Origin of the sequence: Pokkaliibacter sp. CJK22405 (assembly GCF_046614695.1) — a bacterium.
Lineage (GTDB): Bacteria > Pseudomonadota > Gammaproteobacteria > Pseudomonadales > Balneatricaceae > Pokkaliibacter.
Genome location: NZ_JBKKHQ010000010.1, coordinates 106,638 through 125,158, shown reverse-complemented (window position 1 = coordinate 125,158; position 18,521 = coordinate 106,638). Strand labels below are relative to the sequence as shown.

Genomic DNA, 18,521 nt, shown 5'->3' with positions numbered 1-18,521 from the left:
CGCTATCCGCTATCCGCTATCCGCTATCCGCTATCCGCTATCCGCTATCCGCTATCCGCTATCCGCTATCCGCTATCCGCTATCTTTTCATTTAACTTGTACGTTATTGATCTGTGTCTGATTTTTAATCACCGCATTATCTATTTGTCTTGATTTCACTTTTGCTGCCCCAATTATTCAAAGCAGACACCCGCTACATGAAACCGTCTTACCGGTAACCGCGGGAATTTTCTGATGGGAGGCCGCGTAATGCGCATTGATCGTTTTACTACCAAATTGCAGGAAGCGCTTAATGATGCTGTATCACTCGCTGTTGGGCGCGATCACAACCAGCTAGAACCACTTCACCTGTTTTCTGCCTTACTTGATCAGCAAGGTGGCAGCACTCGTAATTTGCTGGCTCAGGCTGGCTTTCAGATTCCGGCGTTACGAAAAGCACTCGATACTGAGCTGGGTAAGTTAGCGCAGGTATCTCAGCCTGATGGTGACGTGCGCCCTTCGGAGCGCTTTGCCCGTTTGCTTAATCTTGCCGATAAAGCGGCACAGAAGAATGGCGATCAGTACATTTCTTCTGAACTGGTGCTGCTGGCCGCAATGGAAGATAAATCCGCTCTGGGGCAGCTGTTGCGTTCTCAGGGTGTAAGCAAGGAGCAGCTTGAAACGGTGGTGAATAATGTTCGTGGGGGTGAATCTGTGAATGACCCTAACGCTGAAGAAAAGCGCGAGGCACTGAAAAAGTTCACTATTGATCTGACCGCTCGCGCCGTCAGCGGCAAGCTTGATCCGGTGATCGGTCGTGATGATGAAATACGCCGGACTATTCAGGTTCTGCAGCGACGCACAAAAAATAATCCTGTGCTTATTGGTGAGCCTGGGGTGGGTAAAACTGCGATTGTTGAAGGTTTGGCCCAGCGTATTGTTAACGGTGAGGTGCCTGATGGCTTGAAGGACAAGCGTGTGCTTTCTCTGGACATGGGCGCGTTGATCGCAGGTGCTAAATTCCGTGGCGAATTTGAGGAACGTTTAAAGGCGGTGCTGAATGAACTCGCTAAGGAAGAGGGTAATGTTATCCTCTTTATTGATGAGTTGCACACCATGGTTGGTGCTGGGAAAGGCGAAGGCTCCATGGATGCCGGTAATATGCTCAAGCCTGCGCTGGCCCGTGGTGAGCTGCACTGTGTAGGTGCCACGACACTGGATGAGTACCGCCAGTACATTGAGAAAGACGCTGCACTGGAGCGTCGCTTCCAGAAAGTGCTGGTAGAAGAGCCCAGTGTTGAAGATACCATTGCCATTCTTCGGGGTTTGAAAGAGCGGTACGAAGTTCACCACGGTGTGGATATCACTGACTCAGCTATTATTGCCGCCGCACGCCTTTCACAACGTTACATCACTGATCGTCAGCTGCCTGACAAGGCGATTGATTTGATTGATGAAGCGGGCAGTCGCATTCGCATGGAAATGGATTCCAAACCTGAGTCCATGGATCGTCTTGAGCGCCGTCTGATTCAGCTGAAGATGGAGCGTGAAGCGCTCAAAAAAGAGACTGACAAGGCATCGCGTCAGCGCCTTGAAGACCTTGAGGGTGTCATCGGTGATCTGGAGCTGGAATATGCCGATCTTGAAGAGGTCTGGAAAACTGAAAAGGCGGCACTTAATGGCTCCCAGCGTATTAAAGAGCAGTTGGAACAGGCGCGTGTCGACATGGAACAGGCGCGTCGTACCGGTAATCTGGCGCGGATGTCAGAGCTTCAATACGGTGTGATTCCTGACCTTGAAAAGCAGCTGGATATGGCCTCACAGGCTGAGATGATGGATATGCAGTTACTGCGTAACCGTGTCTCGGAAGAAGAGATCGCCGAAGTGGTTTCCAAGTGGACCGGCATTCCTGTCAGTAAAATGCTGGAAGGTGAGCGTGACAAGCTGCTTCGCATGGAGGAAGCGCTGCATCAGAGCGTGATCGGCCAGGATGAGGCCGTCGTGGCGGTTGCCAATGCAGTGCGCCGTTCGCGAGCAGGGCTGGCGGATCCTAACCGTCCCAATGGCTCTTTCTTGTTCCTTGGCCCAACCGGCGTCGGTAAAACCGAGCTGTGTAAGGCGCTGGCTCGCTTCCTCTTTGATACGGAAGAGTCACTGGTGCGCATTGATATGTCCGAGTTTATGGAGAAGCACTCTGTGGCCCGACTGATTGGTGCGCCTCCTGGATATGTTGGCTATGAAGAGGGCGGCTACCTGACCGAAACCGTTCGCCGCAAGCCCTACTCGGTTGTCTTGCTGGATGAGGTTGAGAAAGCGCATCCGGATGTCTTTAACATTCTTTTGCAGGTGCTGGAGGATGGCCGACTTACTGATGGTCAGGGCCGTACCGTGGACTTCCGTAACACCGTTATCGTTATGACCTCCAACTTGGGCTCCGACATTATTCAGACGTACACCAGCTCTGAGACCCTGTATGAGGAAATGAAAGATAAGGTTATGGATGTTGTGGCGACACACTTCCGTCCGGAACTGGTTAACCGTATCGATGAGGTAGTGGTATTCCACTCTTTGGGTCAGTCTCAGGTGCGTGGTATTGCCGATATCCAGTTGAGCCGTCTCAAGCAGCGTCTGGCGGATCGTGATCTGGATATTCAGGTCACGCCTGAGGCGATGGATCATCTGGTCGCCGTTGGCTTTGATCCGGTATATGGGGCTCGTCCGCTTAAACGGTCGATCCAGCGTCATCTGGAAAACCCGCTGGCGAACGAGATTCTCTCGGGCAAGTTTATGCCAGGAACCACGATTCATGTGGCGCTGGCAGGAGATCAACTGGTCTTCAGCAGTTAAGTCACAAAATAAGGCGAAACTTTGAAAGACCGGCATCTGCCGGTCTTTTTGTATTCATAAGACAGCGCTTTGAGAAAGGTTTATTGGTTAGGCAGAGCGGGCTTTGCTGCTCTTTGCTTTATACTCTCGGGCAATGTGTCGAAGGTAGCTTTCCCATGAATGATAAAACCACTGCCGGTCAGGCGAATAATCCACTGCACGGTATCACGCTTGAAATGATGCTGAATGAAATGGTGGAAAAAGAAGGCTGGGATGCCATGGCATCCCGCATTGATATTCGTTGTTTTAAAAATGATCCCAGTATCAAGTCCAGCCTGCGCTTCCTGCGCAAAACTCCTTGGGCTCGGGCCAAATTTGAAGCCTATTACTGTGAAGTGAAAGGCTTCTAGTTTTTGAACTTGCTGCTCAGGTTGCGAAGGGTATCCAGGCTCTCCTGAAGCTGGTTTTTGTGAGACACCGCCTGACGGGTCTGTTCAGCATTACCCGAAGCGCCGGCAGCGATGCTCTCGATCTGTTGGGTCATTGCGGCTGAGTTTACCTGCTGTTCCTGAGTATTGCGGGAGATCCGCTGATTCAGGTTATCCAGCTCGGTGATGGATGACTGAATCGAGGAAAAGCTGGCCAGTGAAGTGCGTGCTTTTTCAGCCACCGCGGTGGTTTGTTCCTGTGATGAACGCATCACCGTTGCAGCGCTACCAGAGCCTTTCTGAATACGTTCCACCACGGTTTGGATTTCAAGGGTGCTTTGATGAGTGCGGTTGGCGAGGTTTCGTACCTCATCGGCGACCACCGCAAAACCACGACCAGACTCGCCAGCTCGCGCGGCTTCAATCGCGGCATTCAACGCCAGCAGGTTGGTTTGCTCGGCAATGCTGCGGATAACTTCCAGTACGCTGCCGATATTCTGTCCATCCACTTCCAGCTCGCTGATCACTGCGGAAGTTCGGTCAAGCTCACTGACCACCTGATTCATGGCGCTTACCGTTGCCTCAAGGTTTTGTTGACCTTGCTGCGTCTCTGTAAGCACCTGACTGGAGCTATGACGCGTCTGGTTGGCAAAGTCTGACACCTCCTGAATGGCCAGAGCCATTTCATTCACCTTGGCGGCCATGCCTTCTGTCGATTGGCTTTGACTGCGTGCGACCTGATCCACGCTTTCCAGTCGGCCAGCGATTGCCTGCATATGGGGATAGCCCTGATCGACAGTCTGGGTGACCTGCTGAACCAGGCCCTGAATGCCGGAAATGAACTGGTTAAAGTGCTGTGCTACCTGGCCCATTTCGTCTTTACGTTGCGAGGGTAAGCGCGAGGATAGTTTGACTTCGCCGGAGTTGAGTTCTGCCAGCAGATCCAGCAACTGGCGAATTGGCTGGATGACATAACTGCGTGCCAGTAAAAACATTAATACCACCATCACCAACGCAATGATGATGCTGGTGTATGTCACCGTTTTGAGTAGCGCTACCTGTGTCGCAGAAGCGCTGGCGGTCTCTTCGACTTTGGCATCTCCCTCATTTTCCAGAGAGTCGATAAAGGTCAGCAGTTCATCGGCAACCGACTTGAGCGCTGTATTCGCATCTGCTCGGTTAGCGTCGGTGCTTTCAAGAACAACAGACTGCACCTCTTTTAGCTTGGCAAGGTGTGTATCCAATTGCTGGATTTGCTCTTTGCTGATCAGACCTGCCTCACGCATGCGCTGAAAGGCCTCCTGGCTGGTTTGCTGTTCCTCTGAGAGTTTTGCTATGGCGTCCTCTTTGGATATCTCGCCGGTAGAGAAGCTTTTCAGCACCAGAATCTCCCCTTGCAGACCAATTGTGCCTTCCATTGCACCATCGGCGGTATCCCAGGCTGGGCCGGTGACAAAATCAATATCACTGCTGATTTTACTGAGAGCGAGGGTGGTGGCGATGGCGGAAACGGCAATAGCAACGGCCAGTGCCAGAATGCCGAAATAAACTTTGGCACGAATGGTCATCAGGAACTCCTTACGCCAGAACTGCAGTCTAGTAACTGTGGTCGAGAGAGCCGGTTTCTGCCAGTTTGCTCATCCAAAAAGTCCCTTCTTGCGTAGAGAAAAAGTAGCCCACGAAATTGCAGACGTTAATGTTGGCAGCGTTCGGGCAGGTTAATGGACAAGAGGAGTACGAACATGATCTCGCTCACCATAGACCAGTGCCGCTTACAGGCGGATCGACCTGAAAAACTGCGCGTGCAGTCTCTTGAAAACAGTCTCTATCTGGTGGAAGTCTGGTTAGGTAATGACTGGGCCAGGCTAGTGGATGAAAAAGGCGCCACCTGCTGTTTTCGGAGCCAGACGGATGCCAAGCGACCGTTTCGCGGGATGGGGGTTCGTGAAGTCGTGCTGCGTCAGCAAAGTGCTTACGATGAAATGGTTGGCTTACCGACCGGCGAGGATTTGTGGATGGAGATTCCGCTGCGCTGTCCGGATGAGGATATCTAGCCGTTTTGGAGTAGAATGGCCGCCCAGCCAATGTATTCGGGAGTGGCCGCGTGCGGGAAATTACTTCAACACAGAATCCTCAGGTCAAAGCCTGGAAAAAGCTGCACACCCGTAAGGGGCGTAAGCAACTTGGGTGTTTTGTGCTTGAAGGTGAGCACCTTGTGGAAGAAGCGCTTAAAGCGAATATCGCGCTGGAAGCCCTGCTGTACCTTCCAGAGGTGACACCTCCCTCTCAGATGGACGATGACCTGTTGGTTCAGGTGTCATCTGAGGTGATGAGTGCGATCTCTGAAACGCAATCGCCTCAAGGGATTGCGGCGATATGCCGTGACCCGCAATGGGAAGAGGTCTTGCCCGAGGGCAACCGCTTCTTGTTGCTTGATCGTGTACAGGACCCCGGCAATCTCGGCACACTTATTCGTACTGCGGATGCGGTTGGTGTTGATGCGGTCATTCTGGGAGAGGGCTGTGCTGACCCTTACAGTGCCAAAGTGCTGCGCTCTGGTCAGGGCAGCCACTTTCACTTGCCTTTAATTCATATGGCGATGAGCACTGCCATCGAGAAGCTCAAATCCCGCAACATTTCGGTATTTGGCAGCGCCCTTGAAGGCGGAAGGAATTTTCGCGAAGTCCCGGCGCCTGAACAGTTTGGTCTGATCATGGGCAACGAAGGGCAGGGTATTGAAGCAGAAATCCTTAGCCAGACAGATCTTAATCTTTACGTGCCGATCCATGGCCAGAGCGAGTCTCTGAATGTAGCCATTGCGGCTGCGATCCTGCTGTATCACTTGCGCGGCTGATCCCGCGCAATCAGGTGTTGATATCCAGCGGTGTCATGATGGCCGGTAAATGCTCAAGCAGGGCGGCCATGGCTTTTTCATCCTCACGTTTGCGGCAATAGTAAAACGCCTTCTCCAGCGAGAGTTTTTGTTGCGTTGAAAGCTGCTGTTGCCAGTCTTGCGGTGCGATCTCCGGGGTGAACGCCTCTCGCCATGCGTGATTGCGACGAATGAGCGACTGCCAGTGATAGAGCGCCCGGCCCAGCAAAACCCAGGGAAAATTGCGATGAGTTGAAGGGCCGTAGGTGACTTGCTGACCACCCAGAGGAAGTTTGCCTTTCAGCTTTAGTTTCGCCAGATCATCCGAGAAAAACCACGCACCCACACCTCCGGCTATTCCGCCGCCAAGAGCGCCCAGCATAAAAGACGTCCCACCCAGTCCAAGGTCTGCCAGAGCGCCTGTTGCCGCCCCGGTTCCGGCAGCAAGCGCCATTAACTCACGTTTGCCCAGCCCCCACAGATACCAGTGATCCATGGCGAAGAGATCTTCTTCATCCAGATCAAGCTCAGTCTCCTGCCGCTCCAGCCGGTGATGCTGATAGAGGCTTTCGATATCGCGACGGGCTTGCTGTTCTTCTTTACGCACCGCATGTCGCCATGCTTTTTCCAGTGGGGCTTTAGCCTGTTCGGCAGGAGCGCCTTCGGGGAGCTTAATACTTTCCTTATGACCCAGCGCGTTAATCAGTAGCGTGGCGATACGCTGGGCGGAGTCTTCCCGACGGTCATCATGCTGCTGCTTCAGGTGATCAATGGCGCTATCCAGCGGTGCTTCCCAGCTTTCCTCCAGCTGGCCAAAACAGCGAAGCAGGCTCAGGTGTTTATCAAATTCGGCAGTGCGAGCGTTGAAGACTCGGACGGTGCGGAAAAACTGGGAAAGAGCGGTTTGCCACTGCGCAATATGTGCATCACTGCGGATGGGGTTGATCAGTGCCATGCTGGGTTGGCCGGTCCAGCGAAGAATTTCCATCTCCGCCTCATACTCGGCGCCATAAGGTGAGGAGCCATCGACCACGTAGATGATGCCCGCGCCTTCCAGAATCGGCTTGAGTAGCTCGCACTCATCATGAAATTTATCCAGCCCCTGATGGTGCTGGACAAAGGCTGCGACAGTATCACGGCGGTCTGCTGCGGACTGGCTGTGTTGCTGTAGCCAGGCGAGGGCACGCCTTGCACGCTGGAATCCCGGGGTGTCGACCAGATGGTACAGCACCTGATCATCCACCTGCATCGGATAATGATGGCTGTCCCGTGTCGTGCCCGGCTGCATGGCAATCTGGATGCTGTCATTCTGTGCCAGCGTCGCAACGATGCTGGATTTTCCCTTGTTAGGGTGCCCGACCACGGCAAAGGTTGGCGTCATCCTCGGGTGTGACTCCCTGTAATCCGGTGACTTCAGGCCGCTTCGTCAGCCTGGGCCTCAACCAGATAAAAATGTTCATCCTGCATGGCGGCAACAAAGCGCTGCCACTGCTGCAAATACGGAAGATCCGCAGGTTCAAGCTTCTTGCCGGGATTAATTGGCAAGAGATAAAGCGGCGCATCGGGGTTCAGGTTGCGAAGGTCGAGCAGGAAATCCTGTAGCTCCGCCAAAGGAGGTTCCCAAGCCTTCACCACAATGATTATGGGGTCACTGTTCTGCTGGGAAAATGCCTCGATGACGGCTTCATCCTGCTCAAGACTGTGTCCGCCACCGGCACAGTAGCTGTCGTTGGCTTTCTGAAAAGGCAGCATCGCCTGGAGATCAGGATGATCATGTCCGGCATCGGCCCAATGGATGACGCGTGCAGACTCAAGTTTGGGTAAGGTGATGGCCATGGCGCCCTGAATCTTATTGTTATTGCTCTCTTCGCTGCTGGCGGATGAGGTGTCAATCCAGGCCTTATGAAGGCGGCGAAACAGCGGATGAAAGCCAGGGTGCTTAGCAAGGGTCAGATTCAGCTGACGTTGCCAGCGTTTTTCCACCAGCGCCAACACAATGGCGCGAGGAATCAAACCGTAGATCAGCCAGCTTAAGGCCAGAAATGCCCACCAGCTGCCAAGAAGCGCAGGGTTATCGGTGCTTGCCTGCGCACCGGCGAGACGGAAATACTGGCTTTGTTCGACCATGGAAAGGCTGGGCGAGGCATCCGGGAAAGCCCATCCCCAGGGGGCAGCAATCACTGAAAACAGGCTGTGCATGGTATCTGCGCTGGCTGCTAAGGTGGTGCTCCAGCCAAAGGCAAGGTCCTGAAAGGTCACTTGAGCCAGCAGGCAAAGTAGCGCACCAAGGCTAAACGCAGTGGTGAAGAACTGCGAATAGCGCAGCAGCAGATACGGCGTCAGGCCCTTAAGATGGCTGCTGCCAAGATGCAGAGGTTTATTGCTGCTATCCAGACTGGTGAGTTTCCCCAACAGGAACACTAGCCGTCCAGAACTCAGAATGGGAGGATGTTTGAGGTCGCGAAAGCAGGCCCAGGCCGCAAGCAGTGTAAAAATCAGCTGCAGGCCAATGAAGCCCAGAATCCAGAAAAGGTTAATTCGCTGGGATCCATCATAGGCCAGAATACCTGTCATGGTCAGAATGCCAACAATGAGCCCGATCAGTGCCAGTGCCCAGCCGGCCATTACCAGACGGCGGCTGCCATCTTCGCCGGGAAGGGCTTGTTGATCAGGGTGTAAACGCGTAAGCCAGGTGGCAATTTGGCGCGGTGCGGGCATCTGCGGGGAGATCGACATGCCGATGCGGCGATCGCGTTGATGATGAAGCGCAGGGTTCATTCCCTGATCGCGCTGGCACTGCCAGTCAAAGTCGAGAAGTAAACGAAGCAATGAATGTTGTGACATGGTGAACCGGGTACTTAGGGTGACTGAGAGCGCAAGGAAACAGGACGGCGCCCGGCAAATGCTTGCCATCATACCCCAAGAGTTTCGGGCTGAGTACCGCTGCCAAAATGGAGCCGGGTTCGGTGCAGTAGAGAGGTGACCGCAGGCGTGGCGGAGAAAAAGTCTCCACTTGGTGCGGGAAAAACCGCCGGCAGCACGAAGGCTGGCCGGCAGTGAACAGGGGGTTAGCGGGATGAACTCAGGCGCCCAGAACCGTCGCTGCCCAGTCCCATAGCTTGATGAGAGGCACCGGCAAACGATCAACCATGGTGGCTGAGTGTGCAAGATACAGAATGAGCAGGCCAAAGAGGCCACAGAAACTCAAAAAGCCTGCCAGCGCCGCGCCGGTAAAGAGCATGGAGAACTTTCGCTCCTTTCGGGTCAGTTTGCGTTTGTTGTGCCCAAACAGGAACACAAAATAGAAACGACGTTTAACCCAGGGAAGAGACAGAGTGCCTCGCCAGTCCATGGTGTGAGAGCCCCACGCCCGTGAACTTAAAATCAGTTTCATATAACGCAGCTGCGTCTCAGAGAAGCTGTCTGCCACATCATCGGGGACACGATCAAAGGCACGCTTGATAACAGGGTCATCTCTAAGTGTTTGATAACTGGAGGTTTGGTCAACCATCTCAGTCGATGTTTCGCCAGATCGCAAGGTGGAATCCATACGCCGTTACTTCTCGTTCAAGGCTCCTGATGTTCGGAGCTTAGCATCTAGAAAGGGAGAAAAAGAACACCTTTCCTGTGATCGTTTAAGTGGTATAAGAGAGCAAATGGTTCACCCTTTTGGAAGGGCCGGTTGTTTCAATGTCAGTATCAGGGTGAAAAATGATGCGTAACTGCAAAAGCGTCGGCGCATTGGCGTTACTGCTGGGTTCCATGGCGTGGAGTGTTGCGGGTGGCGCACGCGCCGCTGATGCGCAGCCTTCCTTGGATGTTCGTCAGGCCAATGATTTTGCCCAACTGTTTGTGAATACCTGTATGGCGCATTTTGGTGATGTGCCAGGTCTGCTGGAGAAGCTGCAAAGTTCCACAAGACAGATTCCGGCGAACCTGAACGGTGCGTTTCTGGGAGGGGGAGAGGGCGTTGCTTTTGCGATCCCGAACAAGATTGGCCGCTATGTGGTAGCGCTGCGTACGGATGGTATCTGCTCTGTGTTCGTACATGAGGCGGATGTCGCCACTATGGAAAAACGCTTTACTGCGATTGCGACCAATACCGCAGAAGGCAGTACGGCGGAGAAGATCCGCGATGAAGCCCGTCAGGAACCAGGACGTGGCATGCACACCGTGATCTACACCTGGACCATTCCCAAGGTGACCCGCAAGGCCATGCTGACCTTAACGACGGCGGTGGGCGCCGATGCCGATATTCAGGGCATGATGTCGCTGGCGATCGTGAGCGATGAATAACCCCGCGGGCTAACCTGCTTAGCACTTCAGCGTACTTCTTTCAGGAACCGTGCTTGCGCCTTGTTTGCACGGTTTCTGCGTCTTTGCGGCGACCTTAACTTAGTGATTCCTTCCGTCACTTGTCAGGTGTCGCATTCCCGCTTCCCCTATGTCGCTTTTGACGCATTTCCCGCTGAATCACAGGGATAGACTGGCTTTATCTGCTGGCATCACTGCGGTTTGCAGTCGTTGCCAGTCATCATCGAAAGGAGGGGAGCCGCGTCATGAATGCTGCCGAGTTGCACGAAGATTCCATCGTTATCGACGGTCTGGTGATCGCCAAGTGGGATCGCGATCTGTTTGAAGATATGCGCAAGGGTGGTCTGACGGCTGCCAACTGTACCGTCTCCGTATGGGAAGGCTTTCAGGCAACCGTGGATAACATCGTCAAGTTTAACCAGATGATGGACGCCAACAGCGATCTGCTGCGCCCGGTACTGACCACGCGTGATATCAGCCGTGCGAAGGAAGAAGGCAAAACCGGCATTATCTACGGCTTCCAGAATGCCCACGCCTTTGAAGACCAGATCGGTTATGTCGAAGTCTTCAAGAAGCTCGGCGTTGGTATCGTGCAGATGTGCTACAACACCCAGAACCTCGTTGGCACTGGCTGCTACGAGCGTGATGGCGGCCTGTCCGGTTTTGGTCGTGAGATCGTGGCGGAGATGAACCGTGTGGGGGTGATGTGTGACCTCTCTCACGTCGGCGGCAAAACCTCTGAAGAAGTCATTCTCGAATCCAAAAAGCCCGTGTGCTATTCCCACTGCCTGCCTTACGGCCTGAAAGCTCACCCTCGCAACAAGTCCGATGAAGAGCTCAAGTTCATTGCGGACCACGGCGGCTTTGTTGGCGTCACTATGTTCGCGCCATTCCTTGCCAAGGGTATCGACTCCACCATCGATGATTACGTTGAAGCCATTGCGTATGTGATGAACATCGTCGGTGAAGATGCCATCGGTATCGGTACTGACTTCACCCAGGGCCATGGTCACGACTTCTTCGAGTGGCTAACCCACGACAAGGGTTATGCCCGCCGCCTGACCAACTTCGGCAAGATCGTGAATCCACTGGGTATCCGTACCTTGGGCGAGTTCCCGAACCTGACTGAAGCGCTGCTGAAACACGGTTTCACCGAGCGTCAGGTACGCAAAATCATGGGCGAAAACTGGGTGCGCACCCTGGCTGACGTCTGGGGCGAATAAGCCCGATCCCTTTTTCTGAATAAGCATTTCCTGCCCCTGGCTGCGGCCAGGGTAGACAGGTCGCATCCGTGATTTGGTTTTAAGGTGCTCAAAAGCACCGCTTAAGGAGTTGAAATGAGCAAGCACGCCCCAGAACTTCCCATCGAAGTGGACAGCGAAACTGGCGTTTGGACCACCGATGCGCTGCCTATGCTCTACGTTCCCCGTCACTTTTTCGTCAATAACCACATGGGAATTGAGGAAGAGCTGGGTGCTGAGCGTTACGCCGAGATTCTCTACAAGGCGGGTTACAAATCCGCCTGGCACTGGTGTGAAAAAGAAGCTGAGTGCCACGGTATCGAAGGCGAAGCGGTATTTGCTCATTACATGAATCGTCTGTCTCAGCGCGGCTGGGGTCTTTTCAAGATTGAAGAACTGGATCTGGACAAAGGCACCGCGCGTGTTCGTCTGGATCACTCTGCGTTTGTCTATGTATACGGCAAGGTGAACCGCAAAGTGGATTACATGTTCACAGGTTGGTTTGCCGGTGCGATTGATCAGATCCTGCAAGCGCGTGGCTCAAGCCTGCGTACCGTGGCCGAGCAAGAGTATTGCGAAGCTGAGGAAGGTCGTGATCACGGTCTGTTTGTTGTCAAACCGCTGAACGCTGAGGTCTGAAATGGCATTTGAAGCAATGTTTCAGCCGATTCAGATCGGCAAGCTGACCATCCGCAACCGCGTGCTGAGTACCGCACACGCTGAGGTGTATGCCACTGACGGGGGGATGACGACCGAGCGTTATGTGAAGTACTACGAGGAAAAAGCCAAGGGCGGCATTGGTATGGCCATTTGCGGCGGCTCTTCCGTGGTGGCGATTGACAGCCCTCAGGGCTGGTGGAAATCCGTTAATCTCTCCACCGACAAGATCATCCCACACTTCCAGAATCTTGCTGATGCCATGCACAAGCACGGCGCCAAGATCATGATTCAGATTACCCACATGGGTCGTCGTTCCCGCTGGGATGGCGAGCATTGGCCTACGCTGATGTCGCCCTCCGGCATCCGAGAGCCGGTTCACCGTGCGACCTGTAAAACCATTGAACCTGAAGAAATTCAGCGTGTGATTGGTGACTTCGCTCAGGCCGCTCGCCGTGCAAAAGAAGGTGGTCTGGACGGTGTTGAGCTGTCGGCCGTGCACCAGCATATGATCGACCAGTTCTGGTCTCCTCGCGTCAACAAACGTACGGACGAGTGGGGCGGCAGCTTCGAGAACCGTATGCGTTTCGGTATGGAAGTGCTGAAAGCCGTGCGAGCGGAAGTCGGTCCGGATTTCTGCGTCGGCATGCGTATCTGTGGTGATGAGTTCCATCCCGATGGCCTGTCACATGACGATATGAAGCAGATCGCCAAGTACTACAACGATACCGGACTGGTGGACTTCTTTGGCGTGGTCGGCTCCGGCTGCGACACGCACAACACCCTGGCTAACGTTATCCCCAACATGACGTACCCACCTGAGCCTTTCCTGCATCTGGCAGCCGGCATCAAGGAAGTGGTCACCGTGCCTGTGCTGCACGCCCAGAACATCAAAGACCCGAACCAGGCGACGCGTATTCTGGAAGGCGGCTATGTGGATATGGTCGGTATGACCCGTGCCCATATTGCCGATCCGCACTTCATCGCCAAGATCAAGATGAATCAGGTTGATCAGATTCGTCAGTGCGTTGGCGCCAACTACTGTATCGACCGTCAGTATCAGGGTCTGGATGTGCTCTGTATCCAGAACGCCGCGACCTCCCGCGAATACATGGGGGTTCCGCACATTATCGAGAAATCGACGGGCCCGAAACGTAAAGTCGTGGTGGTCGGTGGTGGTCCCGCGGGTATGGAAGCGGCCCGTGTGGCGGCCGAGCGTGGTCATGATGTCACCCTGTTTGAGAAGCAGGATCAGCTGGGTGGTCAGATTACTCTGGCCTCCAAAGCACCGCAGCGTGACCAGATTGCCGGTATCACGCGTTGGTTCCAGCTGGAGCTGGCGCGACTGAATGTGGATCTTCGGCTTGGGACGCCTGCGGATGAAGCCACCATCAAAGATTGCAAACCCGATATCGTGGTACTGGCGAACGGCGGTCATCCGTTCACCGAGCAGGTGCATGAGTGGGGTGCCGCAGAAGGTTTGTCTGTCAGCAGCTGGGATATTCTGAGCGGTAAAGTTGAGCCCGGTAAAAACGTACTGGTGTACGACACCATCTGCGAATTTTCCGGGATGTCCGTCGCGGATTACCTCGCGGACAAAGGCTCCAAAGTGGAAATCGTCACCGATGATATCAAGCCCGGCGTGGCGATCGGCGGTACGACCTTCCCGACTTACTACCGCAGCCTGTACCCGAAAGAAGTCATCATGACCGGTGACCTTATGCTGGAGAAAGTCTATCGCGAAGGTGACAAGGTCGTGGCGGTGCTCGAGAACGAGTACACCGGTGCGAAAGAGGAGCGCGTGGTGGATCAGGTGGTGATCGAGAACGGCGTTCGCCCGAACGAAACCCTCTATTACGCCCTGAAAGATGGCTCCCTCAACAAAGGACAGATCAACGTCGAGAAGCTTTTTGGCATTGAGCCTCAGCCCTGTCTGCAGGCGCTGGAAGGCAAAGCCGACGGCAGTTACCTGCTGTTCCGCATCGGTGATTGTGTCGCTCAGCGTAATACTCACGCGGCGATCTACGATGCCCTGCGTCTTTGCAAGGACTTCTAAACGACGCCCTGCGCTCGGGTCTTTCAGGGCTTAGCGCAAGGTGATCCTGTTCAGGTGCCCCGGCCAGTTCGCTGCGTCGGGGAGTTGTTTCCTTTCCCGCTGGCGGAGGACGCCATGCTTGATAACCTCCTTCGAATTCTGATTGCGGCCGCACTGGTGCTTCTGGTCATCGGTGCCTGGCGGCGAATTCGTTTGTGGCGCCAGGGCCAGGCCGACTCGGTCAACCTTCTGGCGGGCCTTGCGAAAATGCCACGCCGCTATCTGGTGGATCTTCACCATGTGGTCGCGCGTGATAAAGCCATGTCTCACACCCACGTAGCGACGGCGGGGGGCTTTGTGGCCTCGGCGGCGTTGATCGTGCTGGTGCATCTCTTTGGTGTTAACAATGCGATCCTTTCCGGTGCCTTGCTGGTAACGCTGGCGGTCATGTTTGTTGGTGCGACCTTTGTCTTTCGCCGTCGCCTGAACCCACCAAGCCGCCTGTCGAAAGGCCCCTGGATGCGTTTACCCAAAAGCCTGCTGGCGTTCGCGGTATCGTTTTTTATCCTGACGCTGCCTGCTGCGGGCGTATTGCCTGAGAATACCGGCTCATGGCTGCTGGCTACCGTGCTGTTGCTGGGCGTGGTCTGGGGCATGGGTGAGCTGTTCTTCGGTATGACCTGGGGCGGGCCAATGAAACACGCCTTCGCCGGGGCCATGCATTTGGCGTTTCACCGTCGCGCCGAGCGCTTCACCGATGGCGAAGGGCGCTCCACTGGTCTCAAATTGCTGGACCTGACGGCCGCCAAACTGGGTGTTGAGAAGCCCGCGGATTTTAAATGGAATCAGCTCCTGGGTTTTGATGCCTGTGTTCAGTGTGGTCGTTGTGAGGCGGCTTGCCCGGCCTTCGCCGCTGGCCAGCCACTCAACCCGAAAAAGCTGATTCAGGATATGGTCGTCGGCATGGCGGGCGGCACTGATGCCAAGTATGCCGGTAGCCCCTATCCCGGTATTGAGGTGGGCCATCACGGCGGCAGTGCACATCAGCCTATTGTTAATGGTCTGGTTGAAGCTGAAACCCTGTGGTCGTGCACCACCTGCCGGGCGTGTGTCGAAGAGTGCCCGATGATGATTGAGCACGTGGATGCCATCGTCGATATGCGTCGCTTCCTGACCCTTGAAAAAGGCGCCACGCCCAACAAAGGCCCGGAAGTGCTGGAAAATCTGATCGCCACCGATAACCCCGGCGGTTTTGAGCCTGGTTCTCGTATGCACTGGGCCGCTGATTTGAGTCTGCCGATCATGGCGGATGTGAAAGAAGCCGACGTTCTCTTCTGGGTGGGCGATGGTGGCTTTGATATGCGTAACCAGCGCACGCTGCGCAGTTTCGTCAAGCTGCTCAAGGCGGCGGGCGTTAACATGGCCGTGCTGGCGGATGAAGAGCGCGACAGCGGCGACGTTGCCCGTCGTCTGGGCGATGAAGCCACCTTCCAATGGCTTGCCAAGCGTAACATCGCCGTGCTGAACAGCTATCGCTTTAAAACCATCGTTACCTGCGACCCTCATAGCTTCCATGTGCTGAAGAATGAGTATCCAGCCCTTGGCGGTCAGTATCAGGTGAAGCACCACACCACCTATCTGAATGAACTGCTGCAGGCGGGTCGCTTCAAGGTCGAGAAAACACCGCTGACATCGGTTACCTATCACGATCCTTGCTACCTTGGACGTTATAACGGCGAGTACGAAGCGCCGCGTCAGTTGCTGAAGTCACTGGGAATCGAAGTGAAAGAAATGGAGCGCTCAGGTTTTCGTTCACGTTGCTGTGGCGGTGGCGGTGGTGCGCCCATCACGGATATTCCTGGCAAGCAGCGTATTCCCGATATGCGCATGGACGATGTGAAACAGACCGGCGCAGAGATCGTCGCCGTAGGTTGCCCGCAATGTACGGCGATGCTGGAAGGTGTGGTCGGGCCACGGCCTGAAGTGAAGGATCTGGCAGAACTGCTGGCCGATGCGCTGGTCATTGAGGAAACGCCGGTGAAAAAACCAACCCCAGTTGCGCAAGGAGTCGCCGCATGACCGATATCATTCGTCGTGACCCCCGGCGTGAGTGGATTCTGCGTAACCGTCTGCATCCCCTGCATGCCAGTCTGCTGACGCCTCAGGATCAATGGATGGGGCCGAATGGAGTGGTGCGTAAGAACCCCCACGCCGTCGGCTTTATTGGCCCTAACGGGATCAAGCGTATTGACCGGACAGGCTCGCAAACCGGTGAAGGCGGGCAGCGTCGCAGCGCGGCGGCTGAGAAAATACTGCCGCTGCATCAGGTGAGTAATCCTGCATTCTATGTGGTGGTCGTCCCTGATATGGTCGGTGGTCGCCTCACCAGCCATGACAAGGACGTGCTCGGGCTTGCCCATCAGCTTGCCACTGGCGCTGACAACGCCGGCGCGGTGCTGGCGGTGGTCTTTGGCGCTCATAAGGAAACGGGCTTTGACACGGCCGGTGTTGACCGGTTACTGCATCTGGACGAGGAGTGCTACTCAGGTTTTGCCCCGGAAGCACGGTTGACCGTGCTCACGACGCTTGCGCGTGCGCTGCCGGTCCGGCATTGGCTACTGCCCGACTCGCTGGAGGGTGGTGGTGATCTGGGCCGTCGACTGGCGGCAAGGTTGGGCGAGCGCCCGGCGACACAGGTGTGGCAGGTTCAGGAGCAACGGGCTACTTCTCGTGCCGATGGACAGCGTCAGGACTGGACGCGTCCTCTAAGCAAGCTCTTGCTACTGGCGAACGAATGCGCCGAGCCCGTCAGTGATACGCGCCATGAAGTGCTGGACCTGTCTGCGGATGGTCACAGCGAGATGCAATGGCCAACGCCTATGCCGCGTATTGATGATCGTGGTCAGGTCGCCGTAGACCCAAGTGCCGTTCCTCTGGGCGAAGCGGAATTTATTCTCTCGGCAGGTAATGGTATTGCCGATTTTACCGTCTTCCATAAAGCCGCCACGGCGCTGCGTGCCACTGAAGGGGCTTCCCGTGTGGCGGTGGACAATGGCGATATGCCGCGTTTTCGTCAGGTGGGCGCGACCGGCACCTGGGTAACCGCACGAGTCTATGTGGCTGTGGGGATTTCCGGTGCGGTTCAGCATCTTCAGGGCATCGGTCAATGCGACAAAGTTATCGCCATTAATACGGATCCGGGTTGCGATATGGTCAAACGTGCTGATCTTTCCGTGATCGGTGATGCCGACGCGATTCTTAACGCCCTGATCGACGGGGTGGGTAGCGTTACAGGAGAGCAGAATCATGATGCAGCCTGAGCAAAACTCTGCCGATATTCAGGTGTTGGTGTCCGTTGGTGCTCATCCGAAAACCGCGCGCCCGCGCCGCTCTGATCAGGATGCGCGTGCCCTCGAACTGGCGCTGTCGCTCAACGCGGGCAAGGTCAACGCCTTGCATGCGGGGAACAGTGATGAGCATGCACTTCGTCAGTACCTCGGCATGGGGTGCGATAGCCTCACGGCGATAGAGTTGCCAGAAGGGGCAGATGCAGTACCTGCGCTGGTGTCTGCGCTTCGGCAAAGTAAAAGCAATCTGGTACTGTGCGGTGGCCGAGCGGAGCAGGGCGAATCCTCCGGCATGGTGCCTTACCTTGTGGCTGAATCCCTCGGCTGGTCTGTTGTGCCACGTGTAGCGGCGATTGAGTCGCGCGCAGGTAATGAGGTCGTGGTATTACAGGCGCTGCCTCGCGGCCAGCGTCGCAAGCTCTCAGTGAAATTACCCTGCCTGCTCTGTGTGGATGAAGCAGGCCCAGCCGCTCGCCAGAGCGCTTATGGTCTGGCCATGCGCGGCGACGTCGCGACCGCATCGGCAGATATCGTCATGGATGAAGTGGCAAGCAGTTGGGATAAAGCTCCCGCGCGTAAACGTGCCAAGCGCCTGAAGGTGGTGAAAGCGACCTCAGCAGCCGATCGCTTTAAGGCGGCGACTGCCAAACAGTCGGGCGGTGGCGGCAAAGTCATCACGCCTAAAACTCCGGAAGAGGGCGCTGCAGCGATTCTTGCCATGCTGAAAGAAGAAGGCGTTCTGCGCCAGGGTTAATCCTTTGACAGAGCCGGTCAGCCTCGTGTGTGGCCGGCATTTTTTATTCAACCGCGTATGAACAGTAA

General features: G+C 55.3%; 15 protein-coding genes. 11 read left to right on the top strand and 4 right to left on the bottom strand.

Annotated features, from left to right (window positions below):
* Window positions 1–249 precede the first annotated feature (249 nt).
* Together clpB and ACKC9G_RS06970 are read left to right on the top strand one after the other, a co-directional pair.
* The gene (gene clpB / locus ACKC9G_RS06975; protein ID WP_411404220.1) at window positions 250–2,826 is read left to right on the top strand and encodes an ATP-dependent chaperone ClpB; all 2,577 of its coding nucleotides are present in this window, start codon (window positions 250–252) and stop codon (window positions 2,824–2,826) included.
* Between the two features lie 155 nt (window positions 2,827–2,981).
* On the top strand, window positions 2,982–3,215 hold the full coding sequence (locus tag ACKC9G_RS06970) for a VF530 family DNA-binding protein (RefSeq protein ID WP_411404219.1): 234 nt from the start codon (window positions 2,982–2,984) through the stop codon (window positions 3,213–3,215).
* On the opposite strand, the gene ACKC9G_RS06965 is transcribed toward ACKC9G_RS06970, so the two are convergent.
* Window positions 3,212–4,801, bottom strand: coding sequence for a methyl-accepting chemotaxis protein (locus tag ACKC9G_RS06965; RefSeq protein ID WP_411404218.1), 1,590 nt, complete (start codon window positions 4,799–4,801; stop codon window positions 3,212–3,214). The two genes, ACKC9G_RS06970 and ACKC9G_RS06965, sit on opposite strands and share 4 nt — an antisense overlap.
* A 174-nt stretch (window positions 4,802–4,975) precedes the next feature.
* Between ACKC9G_RS06965 and ACKC9G_RS06960 the strand changes: the two genes are divergently transcribed.
* Together ACKC9G_RS06960 and ACKC9G_RS06955 are read left to right on the top strand one after the other, a co-directional pair.
* Window positions 4,976–5,287, top strand: a complete 312-nt coding sequence (locus ACKC9G_RS06960) for a DUF6482 family protein (protein ID WP_411404217.1) — start codon at window positions 4,976–4,978, stop codon at window positions 5,285–5,287.
* Between the two features lie 50 nt (window positions 5,288–5,337).
* On the top strand, window positions 5,338–6,087 hold the full coding sequence (locus ACKC9G_RS06955; RefSeq protein ID WP_411404216.1) for a TrmH family RNA methyltransferase: 750 nt from the start codon (window positions 5,338–5,340) through the stop codon (window positions 6,085–6,087).
* 10 nt (window positions 6,088–6,097) lie between these two features.
* Here the strand turns inward: ACKC9G_RS06955 and ACKC9G_RS06950 are convergent, their stop codons facing one another.
* The 3 genes from ACKC9G_RS06950 to ACKC9G_RS06940 all read right to left on the bottom strand — a co-directional run bounded on the left by ACKC9G_RS06950 (window position 6,098) and on the right by ACKC9G_RS06940 (window position 9,655).
* Window positions 6,098–7,486 carry a GTPase/DUF3482 domain-containing protein gene (locus ACKC9G_RS06950; protein ID WP_411404215.1) on the bottom strand — a complete coding sequence of 463 codons (1,389 nt, stop codon included), beginning with the start codon at window positions 7,484–7,486 and terminating at the stop codon, window positions 6,098–6,100.
* A 32-nt stretch (window positions 7,487–7,518) separates the two neighbouring features.
* Window positions 7,519–8,949: a DUF2868 domain-containing protein gene (locus ACKC9G_RS06945; protein WP_411404214.1), complete on the bottom strand. Its 1,431-nt coding sequence runs from the start codon at window positions 8,947–8,949 to the stop codon at window positions 7,519–7,521.
* A 238-nt stretch (window positions 8,950–9,187) separates the two neighbouring features.
* Entirely contained in the window at window positions 9,188–9,655 is a 468-nt protein-coding gene (locus tag ACKC9G_RS06940; RefSeq protein ID WP_411404213.1) for a 3-phosphoshikimate 1-carboxyvinyltransferase, read from the bottom strand.
* Window positions 9,656–9,816: 161 nt separating this feature from the next.
* Between ACKC9G_RS06940 and ACKC9G_RS06935 the strand changes: the two genes are divergently transcribed.
* The 7 genes from ACKC9G_RS06935 (at window position 9,817) to ACKC9G_RS06905 (ending at window position 18,453) form a co-directional block, all read left to right on the top strand.
* Complete coding sequence (locus tag ACKC9G_RS06935) at window positions 9,817–10,401, top strand: NMCC_0638 family (lipo)protein (RefSeq protein WP_411404212.1); 585 nt, start codon at window positions 9,817–9,819, stop codon at window positions 10,399–10,401.
* A 263-nt stretch (window positions 10,402–10,664) separates the two neighbouring features.
* Entirely contained in the window at window positions 10,665–11,642 is a 978-nt protein-coding gene (locus tag ACKC9G_RS06930) for a dipeptidase (RefSeq protein ID WP_411404211.1), read from the top strand.
* A 114-nt stretch (window positions 11,643–11,756) separates the two neighbouring features.
* Window positions 11,757–12,299 (top strand): DUF5943 domain-containing protein, encoded by a 543-nt coding sequence (locus ACKC9G_RS06925; RefSeq protein ID WP_411404210.1) that lies wholly within the window; start codon window positions 11,757–11,759, stop codon window positions 12,297–12,299.
* A gap of 1 nt (window position 12,300) precedes the next feature.
* Window positions 12,301–14,373, top strand: coding sequence for a dimethylglycine demethylation protein DgcA (gene dgcA, locus ACKC9G_RS06920; protein WP_411404209.1), 2,073 nt, complete (start codon window positions 12,301–12,303; stop codon window positions 14,371–14,373).
* 114 nt (window positions 14,374–14,487) lie between these two features.
* Window positions 14,488–16,431, top strand: coding sequence for a (Fe-S)-binding protein (locus ACKC9G_RS06915; RefSeq protein ID WP_411404208.1), 1,944 nt, complete (start codon window positions 14,488–14,490; stop codon window positions 16,429–16,431).
* A complete protein-coding gene (locus ACKC9G_RS06910) occupies window positions 16,428–17,672 on the top strand; it encodes an electron transfer flavoprotein subunit alpha/FixB family protein (RefSeq protein ID WP_411404207.1) in 1,245 nt (414 codons plus the stop codon). The genes ACKC9G_RS06915 and ACKC9G_RS06910 overlap by 4 nt, the downstream gene beginning before the upstream one ends.
* On the top strand, window positions 17,659–18,453 hold the full coding sequence (locus ACKC9G_RS06905; protein WP_411404206.1) for an electron transfer flavoprotein subunit beta: 795 nt from the start codon (window positions 17,659–17,661) through the stop codon (window positions 18,451–18,453). Before ACKC9G_RS06910 ends, ACKC9G_RS06905 begins: the two co-directional genes overlap by 14 nt.
* The last annotated feature ends 68 nt before the right edge of the window (window positions 18,454–18,521 follow it).